The organism is Zoogloea sp. JDB1 (genome assembly GCF_056724025.1).
The window spans coordinates 5,220,741-5,234,329 of record NZ_CM161496.1; the positions used below are offsets into that span (position 1 = coordinate 5,220,741).

Consider the following 13,589-nt stretch of genomic DNA (forward strand, 5'->3'; position numbering starts at 1 on the left):
GAGACAACTGTCTCGCCTGTCTCGATCAGACTGCCCAAATTGAGAAGAGTGTCTCGCCCACCGACCGCACACCAAACGCAAGCCCTTGTTAAGAAAAGATTTCACTGTCTGGCACAAAGCTGGCTGGAGGAGCTTGCCGGCCGTTGCGACGCAGCCTCGCACGGCCTGACGACAAGATCCACCACACCACGCACAAAGCGGGAGACAAAACGATGAGAAAAACCCAACGCATTTCCGGGTCGGTGCTGGCCGCCGCCCTGGCGACGCTGTTCGCCACCGGCGCGCTGGCGGCCGACGCGGCCCCTGCCGATCCGGAGCCGCCCCTCGGTGTCGACGTCCTGGAAGCCGGCTTCAAGTGGCGCCCCAACTACGTGTCCGAGGACATGCTGATCAACGCCGACAAGGACGCCAACAACTGGCTGCACTACGGCAAGGACTACCAGGCCACCCGCTTCAGCCAGCTGCGCCAGATCACCCGCGACAACGTGGTGAGATTGGTGCCCAAATGGAACCTGTCCTTCGGCGTGAACGACGCCCAGGACAGCCAGACCACCGTCGTCAACGGCCGCATCTACGTCACCGCCAGCCAGAACAAGGTCTTCTCCCTCGACGGCGAGAGCGGCCGCATGCTGTGGAAGTACGAGCACCCGCTGCCCGGCGACCTGGGCCCGCGCCTGTGCTGCGAGGCTGTCAACCGGGGCGTCGCGGTGTTCAAGAACATGGTCTACATGGCGACCCTCGACAGCCACGTGGTCGCCCTCGACAATACTACCGGCCGCGTGGTGTGGGACGTGCCCCTCGGCGACTACCGCACCGGCGAGATCTACACCTCCATGCCGCTGGTCGCCAACGGCCTGATCGTGGTCGGCAACTCCGGCTCCGACGTGGGCGGCAACGTCGGCAAGATCACCGCCCTCGACCCGGACACCGGCAAGATCGCCTGGCAGACCACCACCCGCCCGACCAGCGCCAACGACCCCGCTGCCAAGACCTGGGCCAACGACTCCTGGAAGACCGGCGGCGCCTCGGCCTGGCTGACCGGCAACTACGACCCCAAGACCAAGACCATATTCTGGGGCGTCGGCAACCCGTCACCGGACTTCGACCCCCGCGTGCGCGCCGGCGACAACCTGTACAGCAACTCCACGCTCGCCCTCGACGCCACCACCGGCAAGATCAAGCACCACTTCCAGTACACCCCCAACGACTCCTGGGACTACGACGGCAACAACGAAACCATCCTGGTGGACGACGACCAAGGCCGCAAGGTATGGCTGCACGCCGACCGCAACGGCCACGTCTATTCGATCAACCGGGACAGCGGCAAGTGCAACTGGGTGGTGCCGATCGCCCGCGTGAACTGGGTCACCGGCTTCCAGGGCAACTGTCGTCCGATCGTCAATCCGGACAAGGTCCCCGGCTACGACAAGGTCGCCACCGACGTGGCGCCCATCCTCGACGGCGGCAAGGAGTGGCACCCGGCCGCCTACAGCCCGCTCACCAAGCTGCTCTACGTGCCCTACATCGACAGCTCGATGGACATCCAGGCCAAGAAGATGGAATGGAAGCAGGGCGAGTGGTTCCTGTCGTCCAAGGTCCTCAAGGCCAACCCCTACACCGGCGGCGTGAAGGCCTTCGACGCCACCACCGGCAAGCTGGCGTGGTCCCGCCCGCAGAGCACGCCGGCCACCAGCGGCCTGCTCGCCACCGCCGGCGGGCTGGTCTTCTCCGGCGACGCCGAGGGCTACTTCTCGGCGATGCGCGACGACACCGGCGAGACCCTGTGGCGCTTCAACGTCGGCACCGGCATCCACGGCAACCCGACCACCTTCAACGTGAACGGCCAGCAGTACGTGGCCATCGTCTACGGCCCCGGCGGCGGCAGCCTGTGGCCGCTGGTGTACGGCGAGCTGTTCAAGCACCAGAACCGCGGTGGCGGCATGATGGTCTTCGCCCTCACGCCCCAGTACCGCTAAACCCTGCCCTTGCGGCGGGCGCGGCCGAAGCCTTGGCCGCGCCCGCGGAGCGATCCATGACACCGCGCATACGCCTTTGCGGCGCCCTGCTGGCCCTGCTCGCCCACGGCCAGCCGGCCAACAGCGGGCCACCCCCGGCAGAACCAGGCGGTGGCCCGCTGACCGTCTGTCTCGCCGAGGCCAACACCCCGTTCTCGGCCAGCAGCCTGCCGGACGGCGGCCTCGACGCCGAGCTGGCCCGCGCCGTCGCCGGGCAGCTCGGCCGGGACCTCCGCCTGCAGTGGGTGACCATCCCGAACCGGGGCGGCCTCGGCAAGGCCCTCGCACAGAACCTCGCCGGCGGCGCCTGCACGCTGTTCGCCGGCATTCCGGAGAGCGGCGGGCCCAACGAGGACCTGGCCGAGAAACGCCTGGCGGCCAGCAACCCATACCTGGAAACCGGCTACGTGCTGGTCGGCGCGCGCACGGCAGTGCGCCGCCTCGACGACGCCCGCCAGCTCGGCCGGATCGGCGTGGTCACCGCCACGCCAGCCGATCTGTACTTGTTCCAGCAGCACCTGCACCGGGTGCCCTACGGCAGCAACGCCGCACTGCTGGCCGCCCTCGCCAGCGGCAGCGTGGACGCCGCCGCGCTGTGGCAACCGGCCCTTGCCGAGGCCCGGCGGCTGGGCAAGGCCCCAACCATCGACGGCCTGTCGCTGCCCGACGCCGGCCGCACCCGCTTCGTCTTCGCGCTGCGCCGCAGCGACGCGGCCCTGCTGGCCGACGTCAATGCCGCAGTGAACAGCCTGCGCAGCGACGGCCGCCTCGACGCAATCCTGAGGACCCACGGCCTGGCGCCGTGATCAAACCAACGACCCCACACCAGAGAACCATGACACCCCGCACCTCCCCCACATCCCTCACCGCCCGTGCCGTCCGGCAGCGGGCCTCCGCCATTGGCCTGTGCCTCGCCCTCGGGCTCAGCGGCCTGGCCCACGCCTTCGGTGTGACGCCGGCCGGTGGCGCACCTGCAGCCGCCGCGTCGGCCAATCCCCTCGCCGGCAATGCCGAAGCCGCCCGCAAGGGCGAGGAACTGTTCGGCCGCAACTGCCAGCAGTGCCACAACACCCGCGGCCACGGTGGCAAGTGCCCGCAGCTCGTACGCGGCGCCTGGGCCCCCGGCGGCCCCAACTCCGACAAGTTCATGTTCGACACCATCTCCAAGGGCCGCCCCAACACGCAGATGGGCTCCTTCGGCATGGCCCTCGGCGAAGAGGAGATCTGGCAGATCGTCACCTTCCTGCGCGAGGAAGCCGTCCGCGTAAAGGCCGCTGCCCGCAAGGCGACCGACGACGACGATTCGAACTGGTACTGAGCCCGCCCCACCTTCGCGGCGTTCGGATTTCCGGATGCTTTTTTCGCCCCCTTTCCGGGAATCCGAACGAACCCGTAACCAGAGAAAACAAAACCCTTTAAAAACATACATATAAAAACTCGGATCGAGGTCCGGGCGGTGGCACAGCTCCTGCAAATGAATGGGTACGACGGCCTCTCCACGGCCCGGCAAACGACATTCAAAAGCATTGGAGACACGTATGACCACCACCGCCATCTACCGCACGGAACACGACCTGCTCGGCGACCGCCAGGTCCCCACCGCCGCCTACTACGGCGTGCACACCCTGCGGGCCCTGGAGAACTTCAACATCAGCGGCATCTCCATCGCCGCCTATCCGGATCTGGTGCGTGCCCTCGCCCAGATCAAGCTCGCCGCCGCCCAGGCCAACCAGGAACTGGGCCTGCTCGACAGCGAGCGGACCGAGGCCATCGTCAAGGCCTGCCGCGAAGTGATTGCCGGCCAGTTCCACGAGCACTTCGTGGTGGACGTCATCCAGGGCGGCGCCGGCACCTCCACCAACATGAACGCCAACGAGGTGATCGCCAACCGGGCACTGGAGATCCTGGGGCACCGGCGTGGGGAGTACCTGTTCCTGCACCCCAACGAACACGTCAACATGAGCCAGTCCACCAACGACGTGTATCCCACCGCGCTCAAGCTGGCCACCTACGTGGGCATCTTCCGACTGGTGGACGCCATGGCCCATCTGCGCTTCGCCTTCGAGCGCAAGGCCACCGAATTCGCCGACGTGCTGAAGATGGGCCGCACCCAACTGCAGGACGCGGTGCCGATGACCCTCGGCCAGGAGTTCTCCACCTACGCCACCATGCTCGGCGAGGACGAGGAGCGTCTGAAGGAAGCCGCGCTGCTGATCCGCGAAATCAACCTCGGCGCCACCGCCATCGGCACCGGCATCAACGCCCACCCGGACTACGCCGGCCTGGTGTGCCGCCGCCTCGCCGAAGTCAGCGGCATCCCGGTCGTTACCTCGCCGAACCTCATCGAAGCCACTCAGGACTGCGGCTCCTTCATCCAGCTGTCCGGCGTGCTCAAGCGCGTCGCCGCCAAGCTGTCCAAGGTCTGCAACGATCTGCGCCTGCTCTCCTCCGGCCCCCGCGCCGGCTTCTGCGAAATCAACCTGCCGCCGCGCCAGGCCGGCTCCTCGATCATGCCGGGCAAGGTCAATCCGGTGATCCCGGAAGTGGTGAACCAGATCGCCTTCGAAGTGATCGGCAACGACATGACCGTCACCTTCGCCGCCGAAGCCGGCCAGCTGCAGCTCAACGCCTTCGAACCGATCATCGCCCACAGCCTGTTCAAGAGCGTGCTGCACCTGTCCCGCGGCTGCACCACGCTGGCCGACCTGTGCGTGGACGGCATCACCGCCAATCGGGATGCCCTGCGCGCCAGCGTCGAGCGCTCCATCGGCATCGTCACCGCGCTGAACCCCTACATCGGCTACGCCAACGCCACCGACGTGGCCGCCGAGGCACACGCCACCGGCAGGGGCGTCGCCGAGATCGTGCTCAACCGCGGCCTGATGAGCGCCGAAGCGCTGGCCGAGGTGCTGCGCCCCGAAATTCTGACCAAGCCGCAAATGATCCCGGCCCGGGCCGCCTGAGCGCCCGTCCCTTTCTGGAACCAAGGAGAACATCATGAAAATGAACCGGCTGACGACCCTGATCGGGATCGCCCTGGTGCTCGGCATCATTGTCGGCTACGCCTGCAACACGCTGGCCGCCACCCCCGCCCAGGCCAAGGAGATCGCCTCCTACTTCGGCATCCTGACCGACGTCTTCCTGCGCCTGATCAAGATGATCATCGCCCCGCTGGTCTTCGCGACCCTGGTTGCCGGCCTAGCCGGCATGGGCGACACCAAGACGGTCGGCCGCATCGGCCTCAAGGCCCTCGGCTGGTTCGTTGGCGCCTCGTTCTGTTCGCTGCTGCTCGGCCTGCTCTTCGCCAACATCTTGCAGCCTGGCACCGGCCTCAACGTGCCGCTGCCCGAGGCCGGCACTGCCACCAACCTGAAGACCAGCGCACTGAACCTGAAGGACTTCATCACCCACGTTTTCCCGAAGAACATCTTCGAAGCGATGGCGGCCAATGAAATCCTGCAGATCCTGGTCTTCGCGGTCTTCTTCGGCACTGCCCTGGGCCACCTGCACAGCCAGACGGCGCGCAGCCTGGTGTGCACCATGGAAGAAGTCGTCCATGTGATGCTCAAGGTCACCGACTACGTGATGCGCTTCGCCCCGGTCGGCGTCTTCGGCGCTGTCGCCGGCATCATCACCACCAACGGTCTGGGCATGCTGCTCGTCTTCGGCAAGCTGCTGCTCAGCTTCTACGCTGCGCTGGCAGCCCTGTGGCTCGTGCTGATCGCCGCCGGCTACTTCGTGCTCGGCAAGAACATCTTCCGCCTGCTCAAGCTGATCCGCGGCCCGATGCTGCTTGGTTTCTCGACGGCAAGCAGCGAATCGGCTTACCCGAAGCTGATGGAGCAGCTCGAGAAGTTCGGCATCAAGAACCGCATCACCAGCTTCGTGCTGCCGCTGGGCTACTCCTTCAACCTGGACGGCTCGATGATCTACACCACCTTCGCGGCGCTGTTCGTCGCCCAGGCTTACGGCATCGAAATGAGCCTGACGACGCAGATCACCATGTTGCTGGTGCTGATGGTGTCCTCCAAGGGCATCGCCGGCGTGCCGCGCGCCTCGCTGGTCGTCGTCGCAGCGGTGCTGCCGATGTTCAACCTGCCGGAAGCCGGCCTGCTGCTGGTGCTGGGCATCGACCACTTCCTCGACATGGGCCGCACCGTGACCAACGTGCTCGGCAACGCCATCGCCACCAGCGTCGTCGCCAAGTGGGAAAACGCCATCGTCCCGGTCAATGAAGCCTTCGACGACGAAGACGAAGCCCTGCCGGTCGACGAAGGCGTTACCGCCGCAGCCTGACCTTCCCCTCTTCGGCCCGAAACTCGCCCCCCTTGCGGGGGCGAACTCATTCGCCCTCGGCTACCAGCACGGCCAGGAGGACGCATGATTTCGCCCCAACGGAAAACCGAACACGATGTCCCTCGAACTCCTGCTGCTCGGCAGCGTGGCCTTCTTCGCCGGTGCGGTCGATGCCGTGGTCGGCGGCGGCGGCCTGATCCAGATCCCGGTCCTACTCGGCCACTTTCCGCAGGTGCCCATCCCGACGCTGTTCGGCACCAACAAGCTGTCGAGCATCGCCGGCACCAGTGCGTCCCTGTGGCAGTACGCACGGACCGTACGGATTCCGTGGTTCGTGGTGCTGCCGGCCGCCCTTGCAGCGTTGGTCGGCGCCTGGCTGGGCGCCGCGGTGGTGGCCTGGCTGCCCCGCGAAGCGATGCGCCCGCTGGTGATGGTGCTGATGCTGGCGGTGGCCATCTACACTTTCCGCCGCAAGGAACTCGGCCACGCGCCGACCCGCGAGCTACACCCGTCGGACCGCTGGCGCGCCGCCGCCTTCGGTGCCGCCATCGGCTTCTACGACGGCTTCTTCGGCCCCGGCACCGGCAGCTTCCTGATCTTCGGCTTCGTGCGCCTGTTCGGCATGGACTTCCTGCGCGCCTCGGCCAGCGCCAAGCTGGTCAACGTCGCCACCAACCTGTCCGCCATCGCCTTCTTCGCCAGCCATGGCCCGCTGCTGTGGGGCATCGGGCTGACGATGGCGGTGTGCAACCTGGCCGGCGCCCAGGTCGGCACGCGACTGGCCGTTCGCCACGGCAGCGGCTTCGTGCGCAAGGCCTTCCTGGCCGTGGTATCGGTGCTGATCGGCAAGCTGGCCTGGGAGATGGTCTAAGGGGTCACACGCATCCCCTGTAGGGGCGAATGCACTCGCCCCTACAACCCGCTTTCTCTCAAGCCGCCCTGCCTGCAAGCCGCAGGGCCGTCGGGCCTTACACCTTCTGGTAGATCTCCGCGCCGCTCTTCACGAACTCGACGGCCTTGGTCTCCATGCCCTTGCTGAGCGCTTCCTCTTCGCCGATACCCTGCTTCGCCGCGAAGTCGCGCACGTCCTGGGTGATCTTCATCGAGCAGAAGTGCGGGCCGCACATGGAGCAGAAGTGGGCCACCTTGGCGGACTCCTTCGGCAGGGTCTCGTCGTGGAAGCTCTTGGCCTTGTCCGGGTCCAGGCCCAGGTTGAACTGGTCGTCCCAGCGGAACTCGTAACGGGCCTTGGACAGTGCGTTGTCGCGGATCTGCGCGCCCGGGTGGCCCTTGGCGAGGTCGGCGGCGTGGGCGGCCAGCTTGTAGGTGATGATGCCTTCCTTCACATCGTTCTTGTCCGGCAGGCCCAGGTGCTCCTTGGGGGTCACGTAGCACAGCATGGCGGTGCCGTACCAGCCGATCATCGCGGCGCCGATGCCGCTGGTGATGTGGTCGTAGCCGGGGGCGATGTCGGTGGTCAGCGGGCCGAGGGTGTAGAACGGGGCTTCCTTGCAGTGCTTCAGCTGCAGGTCCATGTTCTCCTTGATCAGGTGCATCGGCACGTGGCCCGGGCCTTCGATGATGGTCTGCACGTCGTGCTTCCAGGCGATGTCGGTCAGCTCGCCGAGGGTTTCCAGCTCGCCCAGCTGTGCCGCGTCGTTGGCGTCGTAGATGGAACCGGGGCGCAGGCCGTCGCCGAGGCTGAAGGCCACGTCGTAGGCCTTCATGATCTCGCAGATTTCCTCGAAGTTCGTATAGAGGAAGCTCTCCTTGTGGTGGGCCAGGCACCACTTGGCCATGATCGAGCCGCCGCGGCTGACGATGCCGGTCATGCGGTTGGCGGTCATCGGGATGTAGCGCAGCAGCACGCCGGCGTGGATCGTGAAGTAGTCGACGCCCTGCTCGGCCTGTTCGATCAGCGTGTCGCGGAAGATCTCCCAGGTCAGCTCCTCGGCCTTGCCGTCCACCTTCTCGAGGGCCTGGTAGATGGGCACGGTGCCGATCGGCACGGGCGAATTGCGGATGATCCACTCGCGGGTTTCGTGGATGTTCTTGCCGGTGGACAGGTCCATCACCGTGTCGCCGCCCCAGCGGGTAGCCCAGGTCATTTTGTCCACTTCCTCGTTGATGGAGGAGCCGAGCGCCGAGTTGCCGATGTTGGCGTTGATCTTCACCAGGAAGTTGCGGCCGATGATCATCGGCTCGGACTCGGGGTGGTTGATGTTGTTGGGGATGATGGCGCGGCCGCGGGCGACTTCGGAACGCACGAACTCGGGGGTGATCTCGCCGGGGATGCTGGCGCCGAAGTCCTGGCCCTTGTGCTGGCGGGTCAGCAGCGCGGCCATCTTCTCGCCCTGCGGGCCGGTGGCGCGCAGGCTTTCCAGATAGGCAGCCCGATTGACGTTCTCGCGGATGGCGACGAACTCCATCTCCGGCGTGATGATCCCCTGGCGGGCGTAGTGCATCTGGGAGACGTTCTTGCCGGGCAGTGCGCGGCGCGGCTTCCTGTGCAGGCCGGGGAAGCGCAGCTCATCGAGTTTGGAATCCAAGGCGCGGGCGCGGCCGAACTCGGAGGACAGGTCGGCGAGCACTTCGGTGTCACCGCGTTCCTCGATCCAGCCCTGGCGCAGGGCCGGCAGGCCGGAGCGGATGTCGATGCGGGCGGTCGGGTCGGTGTAGGGGCCGGAACAGTCGTAGACGAAGATCGGCGGGTTCTTCTCCCCACCAAAACCCGTGGGCGTGTCGGCCTGGGAGACTTCGCGCATCGGCACCTGGATGTCCGGGCGGCTGCCTTCGACGTGGATCTTGCGGGAATTGGGCAGCGGCGCAACGGCCGCTTCGTCCACGTGGGCGGACGAGGCGAGGAATTTGTCGGTGGCGTTCATGGAGGCTCCTTTGGGGATTCGGTCTATGCTCGTTATATAAATGGCGTACCATTTCCAGCTGACTTTCAGCAATTTCCACGCCACGCCGCTCCAAGCCCTGTGAACAGGCCCTGCGCGCAGACAGGCATCCATTCGGCGGGCAATGGGCAGCAATAAGCGCTGAGACGGCAGAGACAAAAGAGACGCCTGTCTCCATTACCACCCCGCCAATTGAGACATCTGTCTCTACTTTCATTTCCCATTTCCGCCCTATTCCCCGCCAGAATTGGGAAAACGCGACCTGGCAAACTAATTGCAATTCCCTCCTCACCACCGGCCTATTAAGCCGGCGGAATCCGGATGCTTCCGGCCCAATAGCCGGAAAGACAATAACGAGGAGACATTCATGATTCAGCACTCATCCGCAGCCAAGGGCCGTCTACAGAATCCACGCCTTCTCCGCCACGCCGTCGCCATCGCCGTGGCCGGCCTGGCCTTGCCGGCACTGGCTGAAACCAATGTGGCGATCTACGGCATCATCGACGCCGGCCTGCTCTACCAGAGCAAGACCGGCACCGACGGCAAGAGCAAGTCGTCGATGGAAACCAGCGGCCTGCGCCAGACCATCATCGGTTTCAAGGGGGACCGTGACCTGGGCCAGGGCCTGGAAGGCTTCTTCAACCTGGAAGCCCACTTCGACACCAACAACGGCCAGTTCCACGGCACCGGCGACGCCCAGGGCAACGGCACCCCGTTCTTCCGCCGCCAGGCCAACCTGGGCCTGCGCGGCGACTGGGGCAGCGTGACCTTCGGCCGCCAGTACGGCCCCGCCCTGCTGGCCCACATCGGCACCGAGCCGCGCGCCTTCAAGGAGCAGTTCTCCAACCTCTACGCCTGGGCCTACAACCAGTACGCCGCCACCAACGGCGCGCCGGGCACCGACCGCAACACCAACAACGACGTCGGCATCTTCTTCAGCAACGCCATCCAGTACCGCAACACCCTCGGCCCCTACAGCTTCGGCGTGCTGTACTCCCCCGGCGGCCAGGCCGGCAGCCTGGACAAGAACAGCGTGTGGGCGGTGGGCGGCACCTATACCGGCCCGGTGGTGCTGTCGGCCTCCTATCAGGTCATCAAGGACCAATCCACCGCCAACGACAACGTGCGCCATGGCGGCCTCGGCTTCGCGGTGCCCTTCGGCGACTTCACCTTCAAGGCCAACTACCTCAACGCGCGTAATTCCCTCAGCACCGGCGCCAACGTGTCCAACGTCAATGCGATCGGCGTCGGCACCGACTGGAAATGGCACCCCAAGAACACCGCGACCCTTGCCTACTACGACAACAAGGACCGCATGAACAAGGACGATCACACCCGTAACATCGTGATCAGCAACGACTACTCGCTGCGCAACGACACCATCCTGTACGCTCAGATGGCCTACGTAGATGCCGGTGACGCCGCCACCATCAAGACCAGCATCGTCGCCGCCGGCATTCCGAGCGTAGGCAACAAATCCACACTGCTCAACGTCGGCCTGAACTTCACGTTCTGACCCCCGCCCCGACACACCAGAAGAACACAAGGACACCACCATGAAGATCGCCCAAATCCGCCTGGCCGCCTGCCTCGGTGCCGCCGGCCTGATCGCCGGCTCCGCGCTGGCCGCCGACACCCGCCCCGGCTATGCCGATCCGGACAACTGGCCGCAGTACCACCGCAGCTACAACGCCTGGCGCTTCAGCCCCCTCACCCAGATTAACAAGACCAACGTGAAGAAACTCAAGGTGGCGTGGATCCACCAGCCGGGCAACATCACGCACGGCCTGCAGGCCACCCCCATCGTCATCGACGGCATCCTGTATTACGTGTCGGCCAACAACAACGTGTGGGCGGTGGACGCCACCAACGGCAAAACCCTGTGGCATTACGAGCCCAAGCTGGCAGCCATCTCCAAGCAGGTCTTCTACGCTGCCGCCAGCCGCGGCGTGACGGTGGGCCGCGGCAAGGTCTTCCTCGGCACGCTGGACGGCCGCTTCATCGCCATCGACCAGAAGACCGGCAAGGAAGTCTGGTCCACCCAGCTCACCGACCAGAAGACCCAGTACGGCGCCCTCTTCTCGGCCCCGCCGCAACTGGCCGGCGACGTGCTGTTCGGCGGCACCACTGGCGGCGACCAGCCCATCGCCGGCAAGATCTACGCGGTGAACGCCGACACCGGCAAACCGGTGTGGAACTTCGACATCATCAAGAACGACCCGGCCAGCTGGCCGGGCGACAGCGGCAAGGTGGGCGGCGGCTCGGCGTGGATGCCCGGCACCTACGACGAGAGCACCGACACCATCTACATCGGCACCTCCAACGCCGCGCCGGATTACTACACCGCTGGCCGCGAAGGGGACAACAAGTACACCTCCACCCTGCTCGCCCTCGACCCCAAGACCGGCAAGCTCAAGTGGCATCGTCAGGAAATCCCCCACGACACCTGGGACTTCGACGCCGCCTACGAGGCCCTGCTGGTCAAGAAGGACGGCAAGGACGTGATCGTCCACCTCAACAAGAGCGGCTTCGTCTTCGTGATGGACAAGCAGGACGGCAAGCTGGAGAACGTCTGGCAGTTCGCCGAGAACATGAACTGGGCCAAGGGCATCGACCCCAAGACCGGCGCCCTCATCGAGCCGCGCCGCCCACAGCCCGGCAAGCGAGAGCTGCTGTGCCCCAACCTGCTCGGCGCGCGCAGCTGGAACCACGGCGCCTACAACCCGGGTACCGGCCTGTGGTACTCCCACGCGATGGAAGTGTGTAACGAGGTGGTCTCCGGCAAGGACGACCCGTCCAACCTGACCGCCATCTCGGCCCTGTCCCTCGGCATCGACGAGATCAAGCTGGTGCCGCCGCCCAACGGCAAGAAGCCGGACGGCCGCCTCGACGCCCGCGACCCGCTGACCGGCAAGATCAAGTGGAGCATCCACTACGAGCTGCCGCCCCTCTCCAGCGTGCTGACCACCGCCGGTGGGCTGGTGTTCACCGGCGACATGGAAGGCCATCTGTTTGCCTATGACGCCGACAACGGCAAGGAACTGTGGCGCTTCAACGCCGGCTCCGGCGCCCGCGGCGGCCCGGTCAGCTACGCCGTCAAGGGCAAGCAGTACATCGTGATCCCGACCGGCCTCGGCTCCCACGCCCCGGGCTTCCTGTCCGGCGCCTTCCCGCAGATCAAGGACCTGCCCGGCGGTGCCGCGCTGATCGGCTTCACCCTCGAGTAAGCCCGCCTTACGAGCTCCGCGGCACGACGGGTCCGGACGCGGCCCGGCGTGCTGTTCCTAGGGTGTGGTGCAGACCTCCAGGTGCCACACCCCTTTTTTATTCCCCCGCCCCACCGCTCTTTTCGTTCCTATAACAGCCCATAACGGAGACCCATCATGCAATCCCTGCGCATCCGCCTCCGGCAGTTTGCCCCTGCCCTGCTCGTCACCCTCTGTGCCGCCGCCCACGCGGTCGCGCCGCCCCCCGACGAAGGCAAGGCCATGGTGGCCGCCGGCCATAACCGCTTCGACAAGCTGTGCGTGAGCTGCCACGGCGCAGGTGGCGCCGGCGTGGCCCCAGGCGGCAACAACGCCAGCTACGGCCCCAAGCTGGCCTCCCGCAGCGACCTCACCGAAGAACGCATCCGCGACCGCATCATCCACGGCAAGCACGGTGACAAGGCCATGCCGCCGTGGGGCACCGTCCTCGAGGCCAAGGAGATCGACCAGCTCGTCGCCTACGTACAGCGCATCGCCAGCACGCCCAGCGGGCATGCCACGGGCCCGCTGGCCCCCTTCGACCTCAACGACCAGGCCCGCATCGACGCCGGCAAGCGCCGCTTCGCCAAGACCTGCGCCGGCTACTGCCACGGCTTCGAAGGCGTCGGCGGCCGCGCCCCCGACTTCAAGGGCCGCACAGACCTCCCCGCCGAAGTGGCCTACGAGACCATCTCCAAAGGCCGCCAGGGCGCCGACGTGATGCCCCCGTGGGGCGGCGCCTTCAGCGAAGAACAGATCTGGGAACTGGTCGCCTACCTGCAATACCTGGGCAAGCAGCAGCCGTAAGCGGGGAACGGCAGCCCCCCTTTCGACTCCGGAATGGCGAGAACGGAAGGATACTTCCCACCTTTCGAGCTCCGAGTCCGAAAGTTCGGACTCGGAATCCGAAACTTCGACCCGAATCATCGAAACTTCGGACTCAAGGATCGAAGTTTCGGACTCCGGGCTCGAAACTTCGAGCAATGCGATCGAAACTTCGAGCTCGGAATTCGAAGTTTCGAGCTCGCGACCCGAAGTTTCGGCAAATTCATCCGAAAAGCGGACAGCAACCATCCAATGACGGATGATTGCTTTCCGTTTTCATGCAACGAGCGGGCGCCTGCGCGCGC

The 13,589-nt window shown here is 65.9% G+C and carries 10 protein-coding genes; 9 read left to right on the top strand and 1 reads right to left on the bottom strand.

The window, feature by feature from the left end:
• Positions 1-212 precede the first annotated feature (212 nt).
• The 6 genes from AC1PPK_RS23760 to AC1PPK_RS23785 all read left to right on the top strand — a co-directional run bounded on the left by AC1PPK_RS23760 (position 213) and on the right by AC1PPK_RS23785 (position 7,182).
• Positions 213-1,976: a PQQ-dependent dehydrogenase, methanol/ethanol family gene (locus tag AC1PPK_RS23760; RefSeq protein ID WP_481115446.1), complete on the top strand. Its 1,764-nt coding sequence runs from the start codon at positions 213-215 to the stop codon at positions 1,974-1,976.
• Between the two features lie 56 nt (positions 1,977-2,032).
• Positions 2,033-2,821 carry a transporter substrate-binding domain-containing protein gene (locus AC1PPK_RS23765; protein ID WP_481115447.1) on the top strand — a complete coding sequence of 263 codons (789 nt, stop codon included), beginning with the start codon at positions 2,033-2,035 and terminating at the stop codon, positions 2,819-2,821.
• Between the two features lie 29 nt (positions 2,822-2,850).
• Positions 2,851-3,333 (top strand): c-type cytochrome, encoded by a 483-nt coding sequence (locus tag AC1PPK_RS23770; protein WP_481115448.1) that lies wholly within the window; start codon positions 2,851-2,853, stop codon positions 3,331-3,333.
• Between the two features lie 220 nt (positions 3,334-3,553).
• The gene (gene aspA / locus AC1PPK_RS23775; RefSeq protein WP_481115449.1) at positions 3,554-4,978 is read left to right on the top strand and encodes an aspartate ammonia-lyase; all 1,425 of its coding nucleotides are present in this window, start codon (positions 3,554-3,556) and stop codon (positions 4,976-4,978) included.
• A gap of 34 nt (positions 4,979-5,012) precedes the next feature.
• A complete protein-coding gene (locus AC1PPK_RS23780; RefSeq protein ID WP_481115450.1) occupies positions 5,013-6,311 on the top strand; it encodes a dicarboxylate/amino acid:cation symporter in 1,299 nt (432 codons plus the stop codon).
• Between the two features lie 115 nt (positions 6,312-6,426).
• On the top strand, positions 6,427-7,182 hold the full coding sequence (locus tag AC1PPK_RS23785) for a sulfite exporter TauE/SafE family protein (RefSeq protein ID WP_481115451.1): 756 nt from the start codon (positions 6,427-6,429) through the stop codon (positions 7,180-7,182).
• A gap of 97 nt (positions 7,183-7,279) precedes the next feature.
• Here the strand turns inward: AC1PPK_RS23785 and thiC are convergent, their stop codons facing one another.
• A complete protein-coding gene (gene thiC / locus AC1PPK_RS23790; protein ID WP_481115452.1) occupies positions 7,280-9,196 on the bottom strand; it encodes a phosphomethylpyrimidine synthase ThiC in 1,917 nt (638 codons plus the stop codon).
• A gap of 385 nt (positions 9,197-9,581) precedes the next feature.
• Here thiC and AC1PPK_RS23795 point away from each other — a divergent pair, with 385 nt between their 5' ends.
• The 3 genes from AC1PPK_RS23795 to AC1PPK_RS23805 all read left to right on the top strand — a co-directional run bounded on the left by AC1PPK_RS23795 (position 9,582) and on the right by AC1PPK_RS23805 (position 13,266).
• Positions 9,582-10,730 (top strand): porin, encoded by a 1,149-nt coding sequence (locus AC1PPK_RS23795; protein WP_481115453.1) that lies wholly within the window; start codon positions 9,582-9,584, stop codon positions 10,728-10,730.
• A gap of 40 nt (positions 10,731-10,770) precedes the next feature.
• Complete coding sequence (locus tag AC1PPK_RS23800) at positions 10,771-12,441, top strand: outer membrane protein assembly factor BamB family protein (RefSeq protein ID WP_481115454.1); 1,671 nt, start codon at positions 10,771-10,773, stop codon at positions 12,439-12,441.
• 156 nt (positions 12,442-12,597) lie between these two features.
• Entirely contained in the window at positions 12,598-13,266 is a 669-nt protein-coding gene (locus AC1PPK_RS23805; protein WP_481115455.1) for a c-type cytochrome, read from the top strand.
• Positions 13,267-13,589: the final 323 nt, after the last annotated feature.